The following is a 23,561-nucleotide window of genomic DNA, read 5'->3' as shown; positions in this document are numbered from 1 at the left end:
GCCGCCCCCGCCACTGCCGCCCAGGCTGGGGCCGCCTTCGGCGCCTGCGCCGCCGCCGCCGCCGGCCTTGATCGAGCCGCCCTCCATGACCACCACGGTGATCGGCGCCTGGGCCACCACGGCATCGCCGCCTCGACCGCCATCGGTCGAGCCCGGCAAGTCGCCGCCATTACCGCCACGGCCACCGCCGCCATAGACATGGCCCGAGACCACCACCCAGACTTCCGCGCCATCCGGCCACTTACCCGAAACGATGGCAGCCCCGCCATTGACATTGCCACTGCGGCCGCCGGGCGCCCCCAGGATGACCACGCCTTCCGGCACTTCGAACAGGTACTCGGCCGCCGAATTGCCGTCATAACCGGCCTTGTCGGCCAGGTCGCGCAGATTGGCCGGGCCGGTCAGCTTCACCACGATCGGATCGAAATCCTCCTCGGCATCGGCCGGAGCGTCCTGTGCAAAGGCTGGCATGGCCACGGTCAGAGTGGCCAGCAGGCCGATCATTGTGAGTCGTCGTATCATCATCTCATCCTCCCTCAGTGTGAGATAAAAAAGCCCCGCTGCAGGCAGCGGGGCTTCGGTTTAGGTAAGGTCCGGCTCAGTAGCGGAAGCGGGCGCTGAGCTGGATGGTCCGCGCCTGGACCCGGATGCCTTGCGGCAGCAGGTTGTCGACGCCCCAGGTCATCTGGGTGTTGTTCTGCAGCAGGTTGGTGCCTTCCACAGACAGGGTCAGTTGCTTGATCGGCGTCCAGTTCACCGCGGCATCGAGGCGCGAGGTGGCCTCGACATAGGGCGAATACTGCGGCAACCAGTGCGTCCAGGCACGATAGCGGTCGCGGAAGTTGTAGGCGATACGGGCGCTGAGCTGCGGGGTGTCGTAGTACAGGATCGCGTTGTAGGTGTATTTCGAGTTGCCGATGGCGTTGTCGTCGTCACCGGGATAGTCGATCTTGGCCACTTGGTTGTAGCTGTAGTTGAACTGGCCGCCCAGGTTGGCGAATTTGCCCGGCAGGAAGCTGAAGAAGCCCTGGGCATTGAATTCGTAGCCCTGGAAGGTGCCTTCGCTGGCGTTATGCGGACGCCAGACATTGTATTGCTTGCCGTTGATGGTTTCCAGCTCCTGCGCATCATAGATGAAGCCGTCGGGCTTCTTCAGATACGCGGCGAAGGAGACCACACCGCCACGGCCGAAATAGTATTCCAGCGAGGTGTCCCAGTTGGTTTCCTTGTTGGCCTTCAGGTCGGCATTGCCGCCCCAGCCATTACCGATGCCCGAGGCGCCGGAGTCGAGGAAGGTAAACGACGTCGCCTGATCGAAACGCGGACGCTGGACGTTCAGCGAGTAGGCGACGCGGAGTTGCAACTTCGGCGTGAAGTGCACCACAGCGTGGGCGCTGGGCATGAAGTCCTTGTAATCGCCTTCAAATGGGGCAGGCACCATGATTTGGTCTGGCGTGCCGATGACATTCGGCGTCGCCGGATTGTTGTCGTTGTCGATCCAGTTGATGACGCGGTTGTACGAGAAGCTGGTGCCCCAGGTGTGGACCTGACGGGCGCCGATGACGCCGTCAACCGGGATGCCGGCCACGTCGAAGCCGTAGAAGACCTGGGCAAACAGGGCTGCGGTGTTTTCATCCGTGGTAAAGGTGCCCATCATGCGCTCGGTCTGAACGCCTGGGGTCGACCATTGCTGAGTCGCCGGAACGAACCCGGTCACAGGATCCCACGCGCCGCCGCCGCCGTAGGACAGGGTGGCGGAGTTGGAGGCCAGGCCGCGGATAGCGTCGAAATTGGCCAGGTAGCTGTCCAGCGACAGGCGCTTCCAGTGCAGGGAGTCGAAGCCCGGCACATCGGCATAGACGTCGGTCAGGCCGCTGCCGCCCGGGAAGTTGGCCAGCTTGATCGCCTTGGCGCCTTCAAAACCGGCATAACGGTAGCCATACAGGCGTTCGGCGTCGCGATGGCTTTTGCGGGCGCCGACCTGGACGCTGCGGATCAGCTTGTCGTCGCTGACACGGTAGGTGGTGTCGAAGGCGAAGACGGTTTCCTTGCTGTATTCGTAACCCTTGCCGTTTTCGATTTCGCGGACGTAGTAGTTATTGATGTTGTTGAAATCGAGGGGATTTCCGGCGGCGTCGAAGAAGGCGAGCGTCGGGCCGGGCTCGGCCATTTTGTCCGAGGCGAAGTCGTACTTGACGGTCGCCAGGCCGTCCATGCGCAGCATCTGCTGATACCAGTCGAGATCCAGGCGGTTTTCGTCGGTATAGGCGCTGAAATTGGTCGTCCAGCGTTCCTTGTTGTAGTGCGCTTCAAAGTTGACGCGGCTGTTGCGGGTGGTGATGACGTTGTCGCGCGCGAACGGACCGACCGGCAGGATGGCGCCGTCAGCCATGTTCGGATCGGTCTGGGTCGCGCTCTTCAGAGTTACGCCGTCCGGCATGTAGGTGATGTTCGACAGGGTGCCGACGCTGTCCTTCAGGCGGGCTTCCAGGAAGTCCGTAGAACGGTTTTCGTCGGCATTAAAGCCCGACGCTTCCAGCAGGAAGTCGAGATTGTCGGTGGCGCGCCATTGCAGGGCGACATTATAGGAGTTGCGCTCGACCGAGCCGCTTTCGATACCGTTCTGAATCTTATAGGCGGCGATGGCGCCCTTGTCAGCGGCGGGCAGGCTATCGATCTGGGCGCCCCAGAAGCCGTCAGGCGATTCCGACGTGACCCACTGTTCCTTGTAGTTGTTCTTCTGGTACGACAGGTTGGCCAGGAAGCCGATTTCACCGATCGGGGTGTCCCAACGCTTGGCGATCAGGGCGCTGGCATAGGGGCTTTCGGTGCTGCCGACATCGGCATAGACGTTACGGACGCTGCCGGCCAGGGTCCAGCCCTTGGGCAGGTCGAACGGACGGCGCAGATCGACGTTGACGGTGCCGGCGATGCCGCCTTCGACCTGGTCGGCGGTACGGTTCTTATAGATCTGCACCGACTTCAGCAGCTCGGCGGGAATGTCGTTCAGCGAGGCGCTGCGACCGACGCCGGTATTGTTCGGCGCACCGTTCAGCGTGGTCTGGACGTCTTCCATGCCGCGGATCTTCAGGCCGCTGCCTTCGCCGCGGGCGCGTTCGATCTGGACGCCGGTGATGCGGGCGATGGCTTCGTTGACGTTGTTGTCCGGCAGCTTGCCGGCGTCTTCGGCGTCGACTGAGTCGACGATCTGCGACGACTTGCGCTTGCGGTCGGCGGCGGTCTGCAGAGCTTTCCGGATGCCCTTGACGACCACGACCGTATCATCAGCGGGCGGTGCCGCCGTCGTGGTGGCCGTGTCCTGGGCGAACACCGGCGAGCACATCATAGCGACGGCGAGGCCGGACGCTGTCAGCAGAATACTCTTACGCTTCATTTTCATCTCACAAGTCCCCTTGGAAAAACCGTGTGGCCAAGTGGCCATGAAAATGCCTGTCCGTCAAAATATTTTATACGATATACGACGGTTATGTGTCGATTTCATTAGCATGACAATTGAATGTTGCAAATCAGCAACAAAGTTATTCGCAACTGCAGCAAATTTAGACACATTATAGACTCAAACCGCATTGATAAGAAAAATCATATAAATCAACAACTTCCTTGAAAACTCCGTGAGTTTCACGTGATTTCAAGACTCGCGTTCTTCGAAACACGGCAACCAAGCCCCTTTCGCGGGCGACAATCGCTTCCGTTGTGAGTCGCAATATTTCACCATGTGAAACTTTTGCCTTGTTGAAAGTTTGTATATTGTATACTAAATTGTCCGACAACATGGAGCGTTACATGGTACGGTTTTCGGGTCATCGCCGGCAATTTCTGACGACCACTGCGGCTTTCACGGGGCTGGGCTTCGCCCCGGCTGCGGTATGGGCCAAGACATCGGGGGATCGTGCGACGTCCCTTCCCCTGAGCGATGTACGCTTGCTGCCGTCACCGTTCCAGACTGCATTAGACGTCAACCATACCTATCTGCTGACCCTGGAGCCCGACCGCTTCCTGCACAATTTCCGCCTGGGTGCGGGTTTGAAGCCCAAGGCCGAAAAGTACGGCGGCTGGGAAAACGACACCATCGCCGGCCACAGCCTGGGGCACTACCTGTCGGCCATCTCGCTGATGTACGCCCAGACCGGTGACGCGACTTTGAAAGCGCGCGCATCCTACGTCATCGACGAACTGGCCCTGATCCAGGGCATCCAGGGCGACGGCTATGTCGCCGGCTTTACCCGTAAGCGTCCCGACGGCACGGTCGTCGACGGCAAGGAGCTGTTCGCTGAGATCAAGGCCGGCGATATTCGCTCGGCCGGGTTCGATCTCAATGGCTGCTGGGTGCCGCTCTATAACTGGCACAAGCTGTATACCGGCCTGTTCGACGCCCAGACCTTCTGCGGCCTGAACAAGAGCATCGTCGTCGCTACCGGTTTGGGCCACTATATCGACGGCGTGTTCGGCGCATTGAACGACGAGCAGGTCCAGCAGGTGCTGAACTGCGAATTCGGCGGGTTGAATGAAAGTTTCGCCGAACTGCATACCCGCACCGGCGACGCGCGCTGGCTGAAGCTGGCCGAACGCATGCATCACCACCGCGTCCTCGATCCGATGATCAAGCGCGAGGACAAGCTGGCCAACAACCATTCCAACACCAACATCCCCAAGGTGCTGGGTGTGGCACGGTTGTTTGAGATCACCGGCAAGGCCGACTATCAGACGGCGGCCACCTTCTTCTGGGAGCGGGTCACCGGTCACCACAGCTTCGTCATCGGCGGCAATGGCGACCGGGAATATTTCTTCGAGCCCGATACCATCTCGAAGCACATTACCGAGGCGACCTGCGAACATTGCGCCACCTACAACATGCTGCGTCTGACGCGGTTCCTGTATGCGTGGCAGCCGGACGCCTCGCGCTTCGACTATTTCGAGCGCGCGCATCTGAACCATGTGCTGAGCCAGCAGAACCCGAAGACCGGCATGTTCAGCTATATGACGCCATTGTTCACCGGCGCCGAGCGCGGCTTCTCCGATCCGGTCGACAACTGGACCTGCTGCCACGGCACCGGCATGGAAAGCCATGCCCGCCATGCCGAATCCATCTACTGGCAATCGGCCGACAGCCTGTTCGTCAATCTCTATATTCCGTCGACCGCCCAGTGGAAGGCCAAGGGCGCGGCGGTGCGGATGGATACGGGCTATCCCTATGACGGCGGCGTCAAGCTGGCCGTGACGTCGCTGCGCCGGCCGACGCGGTTCAAGCTGGCCCTGCGGGTGCCCGGATGGGCGAAGTCGGCGGCCGTGACCTTGAATGGCAAGGCGGTTCAGGCGATGCGCGACGGCGGTTACCTGGTCATCGACCGGGTCTGGCAGGCCGGCGACAAGGTTGGTTTGGATCTGCCGCTGGATCTGCGCCTGGAAGCCACCTCCGACAATCCCGGCATCGTCGCCGTGCTGCGCGGGCCGATGGTCCTGGCGGCCGATCTCGGCCCCGTCGAGACGCCGTTCAAGGCGACCGATCCCGCCCTGGTCGGCGACAATATCCTGGCCGGGTTCGAAGCGGTCGATGCGTCGAAGGCGCACTATCGGACGGTCGGCATCGGCCGGCCGGGACAGCTCGACTTCGTGCCCTTCTACAGCCAGTACGAACGCCGCAGCGCGCTCTATTTCAAGGCCTTCTCCGACGCCGACTGGAAGGTCGAGGAAGCCGCCTTCCTGGCTGAACAGGAACGCCAGCGCGACCTGGCCGCCCGGTCGGTCGACGTCATGTACCTCGGCGAGATGCAGGCCGAACGCGACCATAACCTCGAATCCGACGTGTCATGGCCCGGCACCTATCGCGGCCGCAACGGTCGTGACGCGCGCCAGGGCGGCTTCATGTCCTTCACGATGAAGGTCAAACCGGGTCCGCTGGTATTGCAGGCGAGCTACTGGGGCGACGACCGCCGCGAATACGACATCCTGATCGATGGTGAAAAGTTGACCACGGTGACGCACAAGGCGGCACCCAAGCCCGGCGTATTCTTCGACGAGGAGTATCCCGTGCCGGAGCGTTTCACCGCCGGGAAGTCCCAAGTTCTGATCCGCCTGCAACCCGGCGAACGCTCCACCGGCATGATCTTCGGTATGCGCCTGTTCACCGCCGCCCCTTTGAAAGTCGAAGCCTGATGCGTTCCCTGTTGAAGACCGGTGTTTCCCTGTCCCTGTTGGCCTTGACCGTGTCCCTGAGCGCATGCGGCGGCGGCGGTTCGGCCAATGCCCAGACACCTCCGCCCTCCCCGCCCGTGACGCCGCCGGTCACCACCGGCTGCGTTGCCGGCACCTGGACGGTGGTTTCGGGTACGCCGGAAGAACAGGCCGTGCAGTACGAGACCGACCACTTCGCCTTCCGCTGGAAGGCGGGCGACGTCAACCGCGCCGATGCCGTTGCCGCCGGCGAGTATCTCGAGATGGTATGGAAGCTCTATATGGGTCCGGTCGCCTTCCCTGAACCCTATTGCGATACGGCAGCCAAGAAGAAGGCCAATATCAATCTGGACCCGAGCTTTGGGTTAAGCGGCGGTCCGACCGGCGAACGTGATATGGGCATGTGGATCGCCCCGCCGGCGCTGAAGGACCACTGGGGTCTGTCACACGAATTCACCCACGCCCTGCAGGGCTCGACGCGTAGCCTGCGCGACGGCGTCTATACCGGCTGGCTGTGGGAAAGCCACGCCAACTGGATGTCGCACCAAATGCCGGAATACCGCGGCGAGGTCCATTGTTCGGAGTTGCTGGTCAACTTCCCGCACCTCTATTACGGCTCGACGCGCGACCGCTACTGTAACTGGCAGTTCCTCGAATATCTCAAGGACAAGTACGGCTATGCCGCCGTCAGCGCCATCTGGGCCAAGGGACTGAAGCCCGGCGAGCCCGGCTATATGGATGAGAGCTTCTTCACCATCCTGATGCGGACGCAGAAGTGGTCGGTCGCCGATCTGAACGACGAGTTCGGCGAATGGGCGATGCGTAACGTCACCTGGGACTATGTCGACGACAAGGACAACGACCAGGGACCGGTCTATCGCGCCAAATATGGTTCCTACGACGACAAGAGCGGCATCCGCCCGCTGCGCACGACGTCGTTGGAGCCGCTGGACCTGGGTAACCGCCGCTTTGCCGTACCGGCTTTGTGGGCGCCGCAGCGTTACGGCTACAACCTGGTGCGGCTGATGCCCGATGCCGGAGCGACCAAGGTTTCCGTCCGGTTCCGTGGCGTCGTCCAGACGACGGCCGGCGCGACCATGACGGGGCTTAACAACGAGCCGGCCTCTGTGCCGGCGCCAGCGTCCGACTGGCGCTGGGGGATTGTCGCGGTCCAGGCTGACGGTACGCCGCGCTACAGCCCGCTGATGGGCGGGGCGGATGGCGACCTGGCCTTCGACCTGAAGGTCGGCGACACAGCCGTCTATATGGTGGTTGTGGGCACGCCGACCGCGCATCACCCGATCATGTGGGACCAGGCCTATTATTCCATCTACCGCTTCCCGTGGATGGCCCAGTTCAGCGGCGCCATGCCGCAGGGCTTCGAAGCCGGCGCAGCCAAGCCGACGGCCGACGGCCACGTTCATCCCAATGGTGGCGGCTGGGTCGGCAAGGACGCCAAGGTCGATGCCAGCGTCTATGTCGGACCCTATGCCCAGGTGCTCGGTGGCACAGTCAAGGACCATGCCCGAATCGAGGATCACGCCATCGTCCGCAGCGGTACCATTTCGGGTGACGCCGTGGTCGGCGGCATGTCGATCATCGACAACAATGTGGTCATTAAGGACAAGGCCGTGGTTCGCACCACCTTCATGGGTATCGGCGCCTTCGAACCCGGTACGGAGCTGTCCGGTACGGCCCAGATCTGGGGCGATGCCGAGGTCCGCGGTGGACCTAAACTCAACAAGGGCGTCTATACCGGCTTTGTCGACCAGGCGTCGCAGGATGACCCGAAACAGGGCGGCGATCTGACGGCGCCAGCACCGGAAGTGACGTCGTTTACCTATACGTGGCGGCCGTGAGATGAACGAGCATACGCGTTTCCCCGAGGACAATCCCGACCTGCGGTTTATCCATGGTCATGCGGCGCATATGCTGGGCCGGGCGATCGTGGCCGGGGAATATCTGCCAGGCCGGCGGCTGCCAACCGAGATGGAATCGGCCGAGCACTTGGGGATTTCGCGCAGCTCCTACCGTGAGGCGACGCGCATCCTGACCGGCAAGGGCCTGCTAATCAGCCGGCCGCGCATCGGCACGGTGGTCAATGCCCGCTCGGCGTGGAACATGCTGGATCCGGATATCCTGGCCTGGATGTTCCAGGCAGCGCCGGTGTGCGACAACCTAATCCGTGACCTGTTCGAGCTGCGCATGGTGGTCGAACCGGCCGCCGCCGGCATGGCGGCGCGCCGGCGTTCGCCGCAGCAACTGGCTTTGATGACGGCGGCTCTGGGGGTGATGCGCGAACGCACCTTGGCCAGCGAAGACGGCCTGGCGGCCGATAAACAGTTCCATACCCTGATCCTGGAAGCGACCGGCAATGCGACCTTCATGTCGCTGGCCAACGGTATCGGCGCGGCGGCGCGGTGGGCAACCATCTTCAAGAACCAGGAGCGGGAACTGCCGCGCGATCCGATCCCGGATCATCAGCGGTTGCTGGACGCGATTGCCGCCCAGGACCCCGACGCCGCCCGCCATGCCGCGACGACCCTGCTGTTGCTGGCCCAGGAAGACGCCATGACGGCGATCAGTCCCCCCGCTCGCCATCCCTGAAAACAATCGTCGAACCCGGCGGCACCACCGTCCAGGTTTCATCGCGCGTCAGCGGCGTCGAGGCGACGATGATCACCTTGTCGTCCGGCGTGGTTTCCTGGGAGAAGTCGACTTCCAGGTCCTCATCGATCAGCCGCGCCCGGCCGAAGGGCGCCGCGCGGCGGATGTAGCACAGCTTGGTCGAACAGCTGGCGTAAAGGGCATGGCCATCACCCAACAGGGCATTGAACACGCCGAGTTCGCGCAAGGAGGCAAAGGCCTCCGACACGATGCGCTTCAGTTTGGCGTCCGACGGCCGTTTGGGACAGGCGATGCGGATCTGGTCCAGCAGCCAACAGAAGGCATGTTCGCTGTCGGTGCTGCCGACGGGTTGGTAGTGGACCAGGGGCCGCTTCTTGATGCCCTTGAGCTGGCCGTTATGGGCGAAGCTCCAGTACTGGCCCCACATTTCGCGGATGAAGGGGTGGGTGTTTTCCAGCGCCACCCGGCCGCGATTGGCCTTGCGGACATGGGCGATGACCAGGCGGCTCTTGATCGGATAGGCCTTGAGGAACTTGGCCAGTTCCGAATGGGCGCTGGGGTTGGGGTCGTGCAGGCTGCGGCAGCCCTTCTGTTCGTAGAAGGTGATCCCCCAGCCGTCCGTGTGAACGCCCGTCGCTCCGCCGCGCTGGACCAGAGCGGAAAAGCTGAACCGGATATCGGTCGGCACATTGGCGCTCATCGCCAGAAGTTCACACATTTAGGGCCGCTCCTTGTGACCCTGTCTTTGCGCATTCGCAGGGTTCAGCGCAACCGGAATTTACAGGGTCTCAGCGCGGGTGTCGTAAGCGTCCTGGGCTTGCAGGATTTCGGTAATATTGGTTTCGGCCCACAGCGATATCTGCGCCACCGTGCCCGACAGGGTCTCGCCCAGCGGCGTGGCCCGGTATTCGACCGTCACCGGCACCGTCGCAAAGGCCTGGCGCGAGATCAGGCCGTCACGTTCCAGCTTTTTGAGGGTTTGCGACAGGACCTTGTGCGAAATGCCCTGGATGTCGCGATGCAGCTGGTTGAAGCGCGTCGGCCCGTCCATCAGCCGGCGCAGCAGCAGCATGGCCCATTTGTCGGCCAGCCGGTCCAGCACCATCCGGGTCGGACAGTTGAGCGAGAAGACATCCGGAATATCGTGAAAACGCTGAAGCATGGCGGTTTCCTTGAGGTAACCTACTGAGTTTAAAGTGCATTCTTTCGCAGTTACGCGCGAATGTATATCTTCTAACTCGTGGAAAGCAGATTTCCAACAGAAACCTATGGAGATAGTCATGAGCGGAAAGATTCTTGTTGTCGGCGCCACCGGTACGGTCGGCCGTCATCTGGTAGCGGCCCTGGTGGCCAAGGGCGAAACCGTCAAGGCGGCGTCGCGGACTCCCGTTGCGATCGCGGGCGCGGAAAGCGTCGCCTTCGATTTTGCCGATCCGGCCCCGGCTCTGGACGGTGTCGACCGGCTGTACCTGCTGTCGCCGACGGGTCATCTCGATCCGGTTGGGCTGCTGACGCCGGTGATTACTGAAGCCGCCAGGCGCAAGATCAAGATCGTGTTGCAGACCGCCATCGGGGTGGATGCCGATGACAATATCCCGCTGCGCCAGGTCGAACTGGCGGTCGAGCGGTCGGGCGTGCCCTTCGTTATCCTGCGGCCGAACTGGTTCGCCGATAATTTCGAGACCTACTGGAAGGGTGATATCCTCAACGGCGCGATCCGGGTGCCGGCTGGCGATGGCGCGAGCAGCTTTGTCGATGCCCGCGATATCGCCGACAGCGCGGCAGGCGCTTTGACGACCGACCGTTTCGACGGCCAAGCCTTTGCCCTGACAGGACCGGAGGCGGTGAGCTATGGCCAGGCGGCGGAGTTGCTGTCAGGGTATTATGGCCGCACGATCAGCTATCAACCGATCGATGATGAGACGTTTGTGGCTGCCATGATCAAGGCGGGCCTGAGCGAAGGTTACGCCGGTTTTCTGGCGATCATCTTCCATCCGGTCCGCGAAGGTTGGACCGCTGGGGTGACGGATGCGGTGGAAACCCTGTCGGGTCACGCGCCACGGAGCCTGGAACAATGGGCCAGAGACAACCTCAAGGCGTCGGTAGCGGGATAAGCCTTCACCGGAAACCGGCGTCGATGTCCTGGAACAACACCAGGTCCGAAGGCGCCGGTATCTTCGTCTGGGGCAGGTCGCGGTTTGGTGGCAGGGTCGGCCAGGCCAGGGTGAAGACCCGGCCGTCCGGTCCCGTCGCCTGGACCGTGTTGGTGCGCTCACCATCGGCGACATCCAGGCGGGTCGCGGCTTTGTCCGCCACACTGGCGACCTTGCGTTCCTCGATTAGTTTCAGGGTCTTGGCGTCAAGCACGAACTCCAGCGACTGGCCCAGGCGCATGACCGGCACGATCAGTTGACCCGCCGCGCCGGGCTTAGCGCCGTCGACAAAGATTTCGCTGTTCAGCGATCCGCCGCCGCCGAAATCCCAGCGATAGTCCTTCCAGGCGCTGATCTGGCGGCGGTTCCAGGTCTTGCCTTCACGCCGGGCCAGCCAGATCTGGGTGTTACCGGCGGCGTCGTACTTGTGGTAGGTGATGGTCACCCGGCCGTCAGCGTCAAAGCCGATAATCGTGTTGTTGTTGATCATCCCGCCCTTGACCGGCACGGGATCAACAATCTCTACGTCCTTGAATTTTATGGGTAAAGGCAAGGGAGAACCGTCGGCCTTTTGCCAGGTCACCAGGTCGCGGCTTCTGGCGTAGCTGAGGTCGTGGTTGGTTTCGGCCATCGGGGTTTCACGCCACACCCAGGCGATGTGGAACCAGCCGTCGCCCCCCAGGACCGGGCCCATGAAATAGGCGTTGCGCTCGCCTTCGCCGTCGACCAGGGGCGCCGAGGTCAGGGGTTTCCAGGTCCGGGAAGCGTCGTCGTAAATGTTGTAGATCTCGTCGCCCTGGCCGCTGGAGCCGTCGCGATATTTGTAGACCAGGCGGCCCGCCGGATCCTTCATGAAAACTGGATATGTCATGTGCGACTCGCGCTCCGGCGAGACCATGACGGGGATGCGTTGTAACGTTCGTATGTCGCCGGATGGGTCGCTGCGGAAGTAGGTCAGCGGATCGACATGCATGTTGCCGGCGACATGGATCGCGCCAGCCGGATCGACCGCCATGGCAATGTAGTTGTGGCTGTCCCAGCCCAGCCAGGTATCGAGCTTATGGTAGATCCAGTGGGCGGGATTGTTCAGCGGCCGCTGGGCGACGGTGAGCTGACGGTTGGCGTCGTAATAGGCGACGTAGAGGTGGGTCTTGGTCGTCACCATGGCGAAGCGGGCGCTATGACCGGCCCAGACCTTGTCGATGGCTTCGGGCGCCGGTTGCGCCGACACGGAGGTGGCAAGCAGGAAAGCGGCGGCGACAAGACCCAGAAGGCGCATTCGGCAAATCCAAAAAAAGGGGGGCCGTCAGAGCAAACGACGGCCCCCAGGCACGGGACTTATATCAGAAGGACGCGCGGACGCTGACCTGGAAAGTGCGGCCGTCATAGTCGACGCGGCGGACCTTACGCTCATCGCCTTCGTATTCCGTCCGGCGTTCGTCGCTCAGGTTGAAGGCGTCGACGCCGAGGGTGATGCGGTCCGACAGGTTGTACGACGCCGAGACGTCGAACTGGCCGCGGGCCTTCACCGAACGGGCGGCGCCGGCAAAGGTGCCGCCTGCCGCCAGGTCGTACTTGTCGCGATAGTTATAGACGGCGCGGATGCCGAACTTCGTCGTCTCGTAATAAACGATCAGGTTGGCCGAGTTGCGCGACACGCCGGGCAGGACGGCCGAGGCGCCGGCGACGGTTCGGCCATTGACGTCGGCATAGGAGTAGTTGAACGCGCCGCCCAGATTGTTCCATGGCGCCGGCAGGAAGTCGAAGTTCTGCTGGATCGACAGTTCCGCACCGGTGACGGTCAGCGGCAGGGGCGAGTTGATGGCGCCGTTGACGTCGATACGGGCGCGGCCGCCGGTATTGGTGGTCAGGGTGCTGTAGCAGATGTCGCCGTCGACAGACCAGGTGCCCAGGCCCAGGCCGTAGCCCTCGGCCGGACACAGGACGGCGTCGCGGGTCTCCGCCTGAATCTGACCCAGGATCTCCTTCTTGTAGATGGCGAAGGCGATCAGGCCGCCCGGGCGGTTATACCATTCCAGCGACAGGTCGTAGGAGTCGGAGGTGTAGGGCTCAATATCGACCCGGCCCAGGGCCACCGTATAGCCGTCGGTCGTCGAGGTGACCGTGGTGGTCAGCGGCGAGATGTCGCGCGGATTGGGCCGCACGAAGGTTTGATAGGCGCCCAGACGCAGGACCAGCTTATCCGACAGGTCGGCGGCCAGCAGCAGGGACGGCAGGGTGTTGGAATATTCCGTCTCGCGCGTGTTCAGCTTGAAGGTCGCAGTCAGGCCCGAGCCGGTGCGGTCCAGCGAGGTGATGACCTGTTTGGTGGTTTCCTGGCGGACGCCGGCATGGCCGCGGACGCGGACGCCCAGCACTTCGGTATCGATCTTGGCCATCAGATAGGCCGAGGTGATGTCGTCCTTCTTGGTGTAGTGGCCGTTGGTGAAGGTGCCATCGGCGGGATCGTTGACCCAGCCGCCATAGGTCAGGCGCTGGCCGGGCAGGAGCGTGACGGGCTGGAGTTTCGACAGGGCGTAGTCGAAATCGACCGTCTGCCAGTTGCGCTGGTAGTTGACGTCCTCGCCGAAGAAGTCGCCGGCGAATTCGCTCTGGACGACGAAGCGGCTGTCGATGTTCTGGGCCTGGACGCCGACGACGCTGCCGCGGTAGCCGGTCGAGACATATTCGTCCTTTTCGGCGCGCAGGCCGAACTGGAGGCTCGACATCCAGGCGTTCTGGAAGAAGCGCTCGACATCGACCTGGACGTTACCGACCGAGTTGTCCGCGGCATTGTCGCTGCCGGCGACAATGAAGTTGTTGCCGTTGGGATTGACCAGGACCGGGCCTGACGGGGTGGCGTTCGGATTGGTCCACGGGCCGCTGGTGTCGGTGACCAGGGCTGTGCTCTGGTTGAACTTGAAGGCGAAGTTGTCGATGTTATCGCCGCCGCTGTAAAAGGACCCGGTCAGGCCGTTGCCGGTACCGGAGCTGCCCAAGGGCTTGGCGGTGTTGCGGACGTCGAGCTGGCTCTGGTAGCCAAAGTTCTCGGCTTCGGACCAGGACAGCGCGCCGCTGATGCGCCAGTCGTCATTGCGGTATTCGGCCGTCAGGTTCAGGCCGTTGGTCATCTGCTTGAAGGCTTCCTTGCGATAGGAGGCGAAGACGCGCGGATTGGTGAAGTTGTACTTGTCGACATAGTAGCGGCCGTCGGCGGCCAGGTAAGGCGCCGTTTGCGGGTCGATGATCGTATTGCCGTCTCGCATATCCATATCGAGGATATCGGTGGCGGTCAGCGGCATGTCGCGGTTGCTGTAGAAGTACATGGCGCCGACCTTGAGGTTGTCGGAGACCTTGTAGTCGGCGGCAAAGACGCCGGTCAGAAGGTTGCCTTCGTTATATTTAACACCCTGGCGGATGTCCGACGGCAGCAGGATGCCGGTGGTCGACTTGGCGCCTGTGCCCGAGGCTGCGCAGACCTGGCCCGAGGCGCAGGAACCGTTCGACTGGAACGGGGCGTAGTAGTCGGCAAAACGGCTGGCAAAGTTGGGCGTCGTGGTGGTGTTGAGGGTGGTATATTGCGGGAAGTGGATCGAATCGCGACGGAAGTTTTCCTCGCGATAGGCGACCGTGCCGAACACGGCCAGGCGGTCGCCGAAATGGTGGGTCCCGGACACGGTGACCGACGGGGTGAAGTACTTGCCCAGCGTATTGTATTCGCTGCTGACCTTGACCCAGGCGCCGTCCTTGCGGCTTAAGGCCGGCTGGATCTGCAGGTCGATATTGCCGCTGATCCCGCCCGGCTGGTCGGCGGCCGAGACCGACTTGATGACCGAGATGGCGCTGAAGATGTCGGAGTTGAAGGCGCCCAACGGCGCGCTGCCGCCCAGGACGGGTGAGGCGAAATTCATGCCGTTCAGAGTGATCTTGGCGTAGCTGCCCGGCAAGCCACGCAGGTTGATCGAGGCGTTGCGCGAGTCTTCTTCGCGGTTGACCTGGACGCCGGGGATGCGTTGCAGCGCTTCGCCGACGTTCAGGTCGGGAAAGCGGCTCAGGCCGTCGGAGGAGATGCTGTCGGAGACGCCGACGGCGGCGCGCTTCATGCGCAGGGCGTCGGCATAGCTTTTCTTGAAGCCGGTGACGACGATGGCTTCGTCCTTGGGGGCTTCGGTTGTGTCCTGGGCGAATGCGGGAGCGGCGATGATGGCGAACAGACTCGCGGTCGCCATAAGGGCGAGTGCGCCCTTGCGGTAGGCATGTGTCATGTGGCGTTCCTTCGGGTTATATTTTTATGAAGTTATGCTTTTTTGGGGGCTGCCTGTTTCAGCCCCCTGATGAACCCAACGGACATGCGGATTTTTTCCGCCAAAATTTTTCCTATCCTCCACCGTTTGCGGGGGAGGTGCTGAGCAAGCGAGCTTGAAAAGCGAAGCGCGTCGAAGCGGAGGGGGAGCCGGAAGCTCGGAGCTTGTAACGCCCCCTCCGTCTCGACGCGTTTCGGCCCATAGAGGGCCTCACTTGCTCGACACCTCCCCCGCAAGCGGTGGAGGATAATTTTTAAAACACCGCTCTTAGGTTCAGCGTAAACGTCCGGCCGTCGTAGTCGTTGGCGCGGGGGATGCGGGCCTCGCCCTGGAACTGCGAGCGGCGGGCGTCGGTCAGGTTATAGCCGTCAAGGGAAACCGTGTAGCGGGTGCCGATCGCGTAAGACATCGACGCATCGACCTGGCCGCGCGACTTGACCCGGCTGGTGCCGCCGGTGAAGGTCCCCGTCCCCGCCAGGGTATATTCGTCGCGGAAATTGTAGATCACCCGCACCCCGAACTTCGGCGTCTCGTAATAGCCGATCAGGTTGAACGTCGTGTCCGACACCCCGGGCAGAACCGGCTCGGACCCGTCGCTGTTGCGGCCCGATACCCGCGTATAGGCGACATTGGCCACCCCGCCGAAGTGGCGCCAGCTCTGTTGCAGGCTGAACTCGACACCTTCCAAAGTGACCGGATTGTCCTGGTTGAAATTGCCGGTGGCGGTGATTACCGCCGGCTGGCCGCTGACCAGAAGATCGCTGAGGCAGGTCTGGCCTTCGATGCGCAGATGGCCCAGGCCGAAGGCGGTGGCGTCTTCCGGGCACAGCCGGTCCTGGCGCATTTCCGGCGCCACCAGGTCGGTGACGTCCTTGCGGAACAGGGCCAGCGACACCAGCCCACCCGGGCGGTTGTACCATTCCAGCGACAGATCCTGAGACGTCGCGGCATAGGGTTTCAGGTTGAAGCCGCCATAGGCGATGTGAAAGCCGTTGGCTGTGGCGGTCACCGTGGTCGCCGGGCTGAGGTTGCGCGGCTGGGGCCGGGCATAGGTCTTGCCGGCCGCCAGGCGCAGCACGACATCGTCGCGCAGGTCGGCGGTGACCAGCAGCGACGGCAGCCATTGGCGGTAGGTCTGTTCGAAGCGCGCCGTGTCATAGGTGATGCTGCCATCGGCAGCGTTGCGGCGGTTGAGGGTATCGATGGTCTGGGTGGTGTTTTCGAAACGCAGGCCGGCCAGGGCGCGGACGGGAATGCCGGCTAGACTAGCGGTGTATTCGCCTTGCAGCCAGGCCGCCGCTGTGGCGTGACCGACGCTGAAATTGTTGGCGCTGTAGGTGTTGTTGGACGGATCGTTGATCCAGCCGGTGGCGGTGACGACGTCTCCGTTCTCGACCGTGACAGGCTGGAGGTGACCGACGGCATAGGCGTAGTCCAGGCGCATGACCCGGTCGAGGCTGCCATCTGTGACGCCGCCGAAAAAGCCATCATCCGAGATCAGGTGCAGCAGTTCCGGCCCGATGCCGTCGGCGCGCACGCCCTTGGCGCTGGTGCGATAACCTTGGGAGACGAAGCGGGTCCGTTCATAGCGGAGGCCGGCGCGCAACGAGCCTGAGGTAAAGCTACGCACGCCGTCGAATTGCGCCGCGGTCAAGCGGTTTTCGGCATAGCCGGAACTGCCGGCGACCACGATCTGGTCGCCCAGGGCGTTCTGCTGAAACGGCGGATTGGCTGGACCGACCCAGGTCCACGGTCCGGAGGTCACGTCCAGCTTTGCGGTATTGAGCGCCAGTTCGTAGTCGCGAATGTCTTCGCCGCCAGAATAGAAGCGGCCGTTGAGGCCGTTGGCGCGGGCGGCGGTACGCCAGTCGATCTGGGTCTGTTCGAGGTCGTTGCGCGCCTGGGAGGCGGTCAGTGACGCGGTCAGTTGCCATGCCGCGCCGGCCCAGTCTGCCTGGCCAGTCGCGCCCCAGGTTTCCTGCCGCGCCGGTTCCGAACGCGAGGAAATGTTCACCTGCGGCGCCGAGAAGGCGAAGCGGTCAATATAGGCCGTGCCGTCGGCGATGCGGAACACCGGCGCCGACGGCGTGACTCTGCTGTTGACCGGGCGCAGGTCGACCTCGATCATGTCGGTGGTGTTGCGGTCCAGGGTCCGGCGGGTGGCAAAGCCGTTCAGGCTGAGCCTAACCGCTTCGCGCGGGCGGTATTCGATCCCGCCCGAGGCGCTGACCAGCCAGCCTTCGTTGTATTTGACGACCTGGCGGATGTCGGAGGGGAACAGGACGCCGGTCCGGCCGGCTTCACCCGTGCCCAAAGCATGGCAGACCTGGCGCGTCGGGCAGGTGCCGTCGGCGGCGAACGGCGCGTAGTAGTCGGCATAGAGGTCGGCGAAGCCCGGGGTGTCGCCATTCAGCGGGGTATATTGGGCGAAGTTGATCGAGTCGCGGCGGAAGCGTTCCTGTTTGACCGCCACCACGGCAAAGGCGGCCAGGTCGGGCGTCGGTTTGACGTTGTAACCCAGGCTGGCGGCGGGACTGGTCAGGCCGCCCAGTTCGTTGAACTCGTAGGCGACCTTGTAAAAGCCGCCCGGCTTGCGCGCCAGGGCCGGCTGAATCTTCAGGTCGACCATACCGCTGATCCCGCCGGAGGGATCGCGCGCCTGGGGGGTTTTTTGAATAGCGACGGCGCTGAAGATATCGGAGTTGAAGGCGCCCAGGGGCGTCGACTGGTCCAGTATGGGTTCGGCGAAGACCTGGCCGTTGACCGTGGTGCGAACGAAGGTGCCAGGCAGGCCGCGCAGATTGATGGTGGCGTTGCGCGACTCGGCTTCGCGGTTGATCTGGACGCCGGCGATACGCTGGACGGCCTCGCCGACATTGAGGTCGGGAAAACGGCCCAGGCCGTCGGAGGACAGCCAGTCGCTGACGCCAGGCGAGGCCTGTTTCAGGCGGGCAGCATCGGCATAGGCCTGGCGAAAGCCGGTGATGACCACCACCGGCGGCGGTTCGGCTTCAGGCGGAGCCGAGGGTGTGACCGGTGTAGGGTAGATGAGCAGGGTGCCGCCGGGCTTCGCGCGGAAACTGAGGCCGGTGCCGGCGAGCATTCGCGTCAAGGCTTCTTCGGGAGTCATTTTGCCAGAGACCGCGCGGGTGGTGAGGCCTTCCAGCTCGGCGGTTTCGGCCAGAATCTGGGCGTCCGACTGGCGGATGAATTTTTTGACGGTTTTGGTCGCCGGGCCGGCCGGAATGTCGAACCGTTTGGCCGTGGCCGCCTGGGCCTGGAAAGCAGGCACGGCAAGGCCGGCCGCGCACAGCAGCCCAAGCCAGACCCTTCCGTCCCCGGCGGCAGTCATTCGGCCTTTCACCCCGTTTCTTTTTTATCGTTGGCCGCAGGTGGTCCTGCTGCTTTTATCTTCTTAGAGAACTATGTTTTTACCGGAAACGTGCCGTCCTGGTCCGTAAGATACCCCTCCACCGCTTCGCGGTCCCCCTCCCCACTTCGTGGAGAGGAGTAGAAAGGACGATCTCATTTCCCTTAGTTCATAAGGCTCTAGGCACCTTTCCAATCTTGATTGTGTCGGGGCCGACCGTGACCGGCACCTGCATCAGGTCCTGGACCGTCATGGCGAAATCGGCCGGCTGGTCCAGCCGGTACTGCCCCACCAGGCGGCGACCGCGGATCGCCGGATCGGCGATGGCGATCTTGACGCGGTTGTAGCGGTTGAACTCGTCGACGGCCTCGGCCAGGGTCTGGTTATCCAGCACGATGCGGCCTTCGCGCCAGGCCAGCCTGCGCGTGATCTCGGCTTCGGCGGGGGCGACTTTCACGTCCGCCTGAGCCGAAACAACAGCACTGTTGCCGGCGGCAACGCGGTGGGTGGTGATGCCCTTGCCCGAAATTTCGACCACGCCTTCGGTGACGAGGACGTCGGCGCCACCGTCGCGGCGGCGGACGCTGAACGCCGTGCCGACAGCGCGGACGCGGATATCGCCGGCTTCAACGACGAAGGGACGGTTGGGGTTCTTGGCGACCTCGAACAGGGCCTCGCCCTCAACCAGGACGATGCGGCGCAGGGACGGCGTCATCGCCACCTCCATGCGGCTGGCGCTGTTCACCGTGGCGATCGAGCTGTCTTCGAGTGGCACCTTGCGGATTTCGCCCAGGGCGGTTTCGAAGACCATGGCCGGGCGTTTCATGGCGTTGTAAGTGACCAGGCCGACGGCCGCGGCGGCAACGCCAGCCGCCATCCCTCCGAACAGGACGCGGCGGGACACGGGACGCGCTTTGACGGGTTGCGGGCGCAGATTGGGCTGGGTCGTGGCGGCATCCAGGCTGTGCCAGATGGCCTGGGCGCGCAGATAGGCGCCCTGCTGGCGCGGACCGGAGTCGTACCAGGCTTCGAAAGCCAGGCGGTCGGCATCGGACAGCTCACCAGCCGCTTGCCTTACCACCCACTCCAGAGCTTCGTCGTCAATCCCGGCCATGATCCACCACTCTATCCGCGACGTCACGTCCCCGGCCTTTTCTTTCGGCATTATAGCCGGTTACACCCACCCGCGCCACCATGTCGGAAATGACGCGCATACCCTTCATCGTCTCTTTTTCGACGACGTTTTCCGAAAGGTTCAGGTTGCGCGCCGTCTCCGCCTGGGACAGGCCGAAGATCTTGCGCAGGCGGAAGACCTCACGGCAGCGGTCGGGCAGGTTGGCGATGACGCCCAGCACCCATTTCAGCTCGGCCCGGGCCAGGGTCTGGCGTTCAGGCGACGGGCCGGTATCGGCCGCCAGGTCATCGAGATCCTGCATCGCCTCGAACCGCACGACGCGGTCGCGCCGCACCTGGTCGATGATGATGTTGCGCGCCATCTGGAACAGATAGCCGCGCGGATCGGTGATGTGATCGGTGGCCGTCAGTTTGAGCAAGCGGAAATAGACCTCCTGGATCAGGTCATCCAGCTCGTCCTGGCCGCGGCAGAAGCGCCGGACCTTTTGCCGGAGTTCTGCCTCGAAGGGCAAGATCTGGGAACTGACCCACGCAACGATTTCAGGATCGGCGCCGCGCATGTGAACACCTCCTGTATTTCGCAACGAAGGGACATGATTTTTCCGCCGTAAAAACCACTGCCCGCCCCTCTTTATTTCGGTTCGATCGTGAAGCTGTAGCTCTGGGGCTCCCGGCGGATACGATACTTCGCCAAAGGCCGGCCGTCGAGAGACCAGCCGGTATCGCCGCCAACGCCCGCCTGGGCCAGGTCGATCAGCAGCGAACCGTCGCCATGCGGCGCGATATCCGACGACTTCCAGGTACCCTGAGGCCGCAAGTAGAGGTCCTCATACGGGAAGGCTAGGGCGTTGACCGACAGGGGCTGGTCGCCGACCACGCGCACGCCCGAACCGGTGTCACCGGTCAGGGCCAGCCAGCGGACATCGGTCTTGTTGCCGCTTTCCTGGGGCCGGGAATAGTCGTGGTACTGCGCCGCCACCTTGCCTTCGTAGAGGCCGATAGCCGCGCCGGTCTGGCGGTCGACATAGGATTCCTGCGGGCCGCGGCCGTACCATTGGACGTTGCTCAAGGAGGGCGCGGTGTTAAAGCGCAGCCCCACCCGTAAAGGATCGGGCAGGTCGTCGCGCAGCGGGGTAAAGGTCGAGTCAACCTTGAGCCCGCCATGACCATCGAGCATGTAGGTGACTTCGTAATGGACCGAACCGGTGCCGAAATTGAACAGGACCGTGACGCTGGTCTCATCCGCCGTCACCGAGCGCACCTGGGGGTTTTCGGTGAATTTGCGCCAGATGTTGTGCGATTTGGCCACGCCCGTGCCTTCGTCATTGTCGGTCAGGCCGCGCCAGAAGTTGGGGGCGCCGCCCTTCAGCAGGACCTTGCCGTCGCGTTCATAGGTGATCAGGCCGGTCTTGCGGTCGATCCTCACCTTCGTGCCCTCGCCTTCGAGGGCGAAGGCGTCCGATGAGGCGATCACCGGCATAACCCGGTGCGCCGCGCGGGCCGGATCGGGCGATTTGACGATGAACTGGGTGAAGCCGACGACCTGGCCCGCCGGCACGCCGGGAATGGCGCCGGCCTTGGCCTTCGCCCGCAAGGTGATGATCTGCTCGCTGTCGGGGGAAGCCTTCAGCATCGGCAGGGCGATCGGCACATCGGCCTTTTCACCAGCCGCGACATTGACGCCGTTCAGTTGCCCGGTCGTCACGACATTGCCGTTGTTGCTGTAGACCCATTCGAAGTCGAAGCCCGACAGGTCGCGGAAGTCGTGACGGTTGACCACAGTGACCTTGCCGGATTTGGGGTCGCCTTCGAAGACGATGGGCGAGTAGACCTTCTGCAGTTCGTAATATTCCGGATCGGGGATGCGGTCGGGATTGACCACACCGTCGCCGACGACGCTGTTGTCGCCGCGTGCCGGATTGATATCGAAGCCCGAGGCCCAATAGTCGCGGCCCTGGGCGTCCTTGCCGTGGACCGTCTGGTCGACCCAGTCCCAGATAAAGCCGCCCTGCAGTTTCTTATGGGCGCGGATAACCTGCCAGTAGTCTTCGAGATTGCCGAGCGAATTGCCCATGGCGTGGGCGTATTCGCACTGGATCATCGGCTGGGTGCGGGTCGGGTCTTCGGCCCAGTCGACCATCTTTTCGATGTCGTCGTACATGGGGGCGTAGATGTCGACATAGGCGTTCGGCGCATGGCGTTCGATCAGGGTGCCCTGGCCGAGATAGCTGATCAGGCGGGTGGGGTCGCTCTTGCGGATCCAGGCGGCGGCCTTTTCGAAGCCGGGACCGGTGCCGGCTTCGTTGCCCAGCGACCAGATGATGATCGAGGGATGGTTTTTGTCGCGTTCGACCATGCGCGAGACCCGGTCGAGGTGGGCTGCCTCCCAGTGCGGCTTATAGCCCAGCTGCATCTGTTCGCGGACCGGGCTGCCCTTCTTGTCCGCCGTGTCCATGTATTCGTGCGATTCGATATCGGCCTCGTCATAGACATAGAGGCCGTATTCGTCGGCCAGGTCGTACCAGCGCGGATCGTTGGGATAGTGCGAGGTGCGCACGGCGTTGATATTGGCCTGCTTCATCAGCTCGATATCCTTGCGCATCAGGTCTTCGGAGACGACGCGGTAGGTGTCGGGATCATGTTCGTGGCGGTTGGTGCCCTTGATCATAATGCGGCGACCGTTGACCTGAAGTTCGCCGTCGCGGATTTCGACGGTGCGGAAGCCGATACGGCGCGAGGTGGCGGAAACCAGGTTGCCCTTGGCGTCCTTGTATTCGATGGCCAGGCGGTAGAGGTTGGGGGTTTCGGCCGACCACGGTTTGACATTGGGGATGGTGCCGGTCAGGCGGCCCGACGGCTTGCCGGTCCGGGTCAGGACCGCTGTGTCGCCGTCATAGACGGTGGCGGTCACCTGGCCTTTGGCGTTGCCGGAGAATTCGGTTTCGAGCGTGAACAGACCGTCCTTATAGGCCTTTTTGTCGAGCAGGGCCGTGACCGTATAGTCGCGCAGGCGCGCCTGCGGTTCGGCATAGAGGTAGACGCTGCGTTCGATCCCCGACAGGCGCCAGAAGTCCTGGTCTTCCAAGTAGGAACCGTCGGCATAGCGGTAGACTTCGATAGCGATTGAGTTGGCGCCGGGTTTGAGGAATTTTGTCAGGTTGAATTCGGAAGGGAGTTTCGAGTCTTCGGAATAGCCGACCTTTTCGCCATTGACCCAGATGTAATAGGCCGCTCCGGCCGCGCCGATATGCAGAAAGATATCCCGGTCGTTCCAGTCGCTGGGGACGTCGAAGCTGCGTTTGTAGGAACCGACCTCGATCAGATCGTGCGGGATCAGGGGCTCATTGGCCGGGAACGGGTATTTGATATTCCAGAATTCCGGCAGGCCATAGGCGCCGTTACCCTGCGCCTGGATCATGCCGGGGACCTCGATCTTGCCCCAGGCCGAGGTGTCGAAACCCTCACGGTAGAAGTCGGTCGGGCGGGTATCGACGCCCTTTGAGAATTTGAAATCCCAGGTACCGTCCAGGCTGCGGTACCAGCGCGAGGCCGCCATGTCGCCCTTCAGCGCCAGGTCGCGGCTCTCATAGTTAAAAAAGGTCGCCTTCATCGGCTCGCGGTTGACGGCGACGACGTCGGGCTGCTCCCATTCGGCGGCCCTATTCGCGTTTGTCTGGGCGAGGACGGGGGATGCGGTGGCGAGGAGGATGGCGGCGAGCGCAGTCAGGGCAGGACGTTTCGGCATGGCATTTCCAATTTACTGGATTATAGAATTTTGAT

The 23,561-nt window shown here is 62.9% G+C and carries 13 protein-coding genes and 1 pseudogene; 4 read left to right on the top strand and 10 right to left on the bottom strand.

Features of this window, described 5'->3' with window-relative positions:
• Positions 1 to 522 (bottom strand): annotated as a pseudogene (locus tag ABAC460_RS47355) (hypothetical protein); the annotation flags it as partial.
• 76 nt (positions 523 to 598) lie between these two features.
• Positions 599 to 3,394, bottom strand: a complete 2,796-nt coding sequence (locus ABAC460_RS47350; protein WP_235075863.1) for a TonB-dependent receptor — start codon at positions 3,392 to 3,394, stop codon at positions 599 to 601.
• A gap of 410 nt (positions 3,395 to 3,804) precedes the next feature.
• Between ABAC460_RS47350 and ABAC460_RS47345 the strand changes: the two genes are divergently transcribed.
• From ABAC460_RS47345 to ABAC460_RS47335, 3 genes are read left to right on the top strand one after another with little or no spacing between them, the layout of a single operon-like run.
• Positions 3,805 to 6,174 (top strand): glycoside hydrolase family 127 protein, encoded by a 2,370-nt coding sequence (locus ABAC460_RS47345; RefSeq protein WP_023455932.1) that lies wholly within the window; start codon positions 3,805 to 3,807, stop codon positions 6,172 to 6,174.
• The gene (locus tag ABAC460_RS47340; RefSeq protein ID WP_023455931.1) at positions 6,174 to 8,051 is read left to right on the top strand and encodes an Svx/AvrXca family virulence/avirulence protein; all 1,878 of its coding nucleotides are present in this window, start codon (positions 6,174 to 6,176) and stop codon (positions 8,049 to 8,051) included. Before ABAC460_RS47345 ends, ABAC460_RS47340 begins: the two co-directional genes overlap by 1 nt.
• Before the next feature lies 1 nt (position 8,052).
• Positions 8,053 to 8,799 carry a FadR/GntR family transcriptional regulator gene (locus ABAC460_RS47335; RefSeq protein ID WP_023455930.1) on the top strand — a complete coding sequence of 249 codons (747 nt, stop codon included), beginning with the start codon at positions 8,053 to 8,055 and terminating at the stop codon, positions 8,797 to 8,799.
• Here the strand turns inward: ABAC460_RS47335 and ABAC460_RS47330 are convergent.
• A complete protein-coding gene (locus tag ABAC460_RS47330) occupies positions 8,774 to 9,538 on the bottom strand; it encodes a class II glutamine amidotransferase (RefSeq protein WP_023455929.1) in 765 nt (254 codons plus the stop codon). The two genes, ABAC460_RS47335 and ABAC460_RS47330, sit on opposite strands and share 26 nt — an antisense overlap.
• Positions 9,539 to 9,598: 60 nt before the next feature.
• Positions 9,599 to 9,982, bottom strand: coding sequence for a winged helix-turn-helix transcriptional regulator (locus tag ABAC460_RS47325; RefSeq protein WP_023455928.1), 384 nt, complete (start codon positions 9,980 to 9,982; stop codon positions 9,599 to 9,601).
• Between the two features lie 118 nt (positions 9,983 to 10,100).
• Between ABAC460_RS47325 and ABAC460_RS47320 the strand changes: the two genes are divergently transcribed.
• Positions 10,101 to 10,934: an SDR family oxidoreductase gene (locus tag ABAC460_RS47320; RefSeq protein ID WP_023455927.1), complete on the top strand. Its 834-nt coding sequence runs from the start codon at positions 10,101 to 10,103 to the stop codon at positions 10,932 to 10,934.
• A gap of 4 nt (positions 10,935 to 10,938) precedes the next feature.
• Here ABAC460_RS47320 and ABAC460_RS47315 read toward each other — a convergent pair whose 3' ends face one another.
• From ABAC460_RS47315 to ABAC460_RS47290, 6 genes are all read right to left on the bottom strand, one after another.
• Positions 10,939 to 12,252, bottom strand: coding sequence for a BNR repeat-containing protein (locus ABAC460_RS47315; RefSeq protein WP_023455926.1), 1,314 nt, complete (start codon positions 12,250 to 12,252; stop codon positions 10,939 to 10,941).
• 64 nt (positions 12,253 to 12,316) lie between these two features.
• Positions 12,317 to 15,238: a TonB-dependent receptor gene (locus tag ABAC460_RS47310; protein ID WP_023455925.1), complete on the bottom strand. Its 2,922-nt coding sequence runs from the start codon at positions 15,236 to 15,238 to the stop codon at positions 12,317 to 12,319.
• A 292-nt stretch (positions 15,239 to 15,530) separates the two neighbouring features.
• Positions 15,531 to 18,629 (bottom strand): TonB-dependent receptor, encoded by a 3,099-nt coding sequence (locus ABAC460_RS47305; protein ID WP_023455924.1) that lies wholly within the window; start codon positions 18,627 to 18,629, stop codon positions 15,531 to 15,533.
• Positions 18,630 to 18,816: 187 nt separating this feature from the next.
• A complete protein-coding gene (locus tag ABAC460_RS47300; protein WP_235075862.1) occupies positions 18,817 to 19,788 on the bottom strand; it encodes a FecR family protein in 972 nt (323 codons plus the stop codon).
• Positions 19,748 to 20,341 (bottom strand): RNA polymerase sigma factor, encoded by a 594-nt coding sequence (locus ABAC460_RS47295; protein WP_023455922.1) that lies wholly within the window; start codon positions 20,339 to 20,341, stop codon positions 19,748 to 19,750. Before ABAC460_RS47295 ends, ABAC460_RS47300 begins: the two co-directional genes overlap by 41 nt.
• 71 nt (positions 20,342 to 20,412) lie before the next feature.
• Positions 20,413 to 23,526, bottom strand: a complete 3,114-nt coding sequence (locus ABAC460_RS47290; RefSeq protein ID WP_023455921.1) for a glycoside hydrolase family 2 TIM barrel-domain containing protein — start codon at positions 23,524 to 23,526, stop codon at positions 20,413 to 20,415.
• Between the last annotated feature and the right edge of the window lie 35 nt (positions 23,527 to 23,561).

The sequence above is a fragment of the Asticcacaulis sp. AC460 genome (assembly GCF_000495795.1).
In the GTDB taxonomy this organism is placed as follows: domain Bacteria; phylum Pseudomonadota; class Alphaproteobacteria; order Caulobacterales; family Caulobacteraceae; genus Asticcacaulis.
Note: the sequence above shows the minus strand (reverse complement) of the source record. Positions and strands in the feature narration are given on the sequence as shown.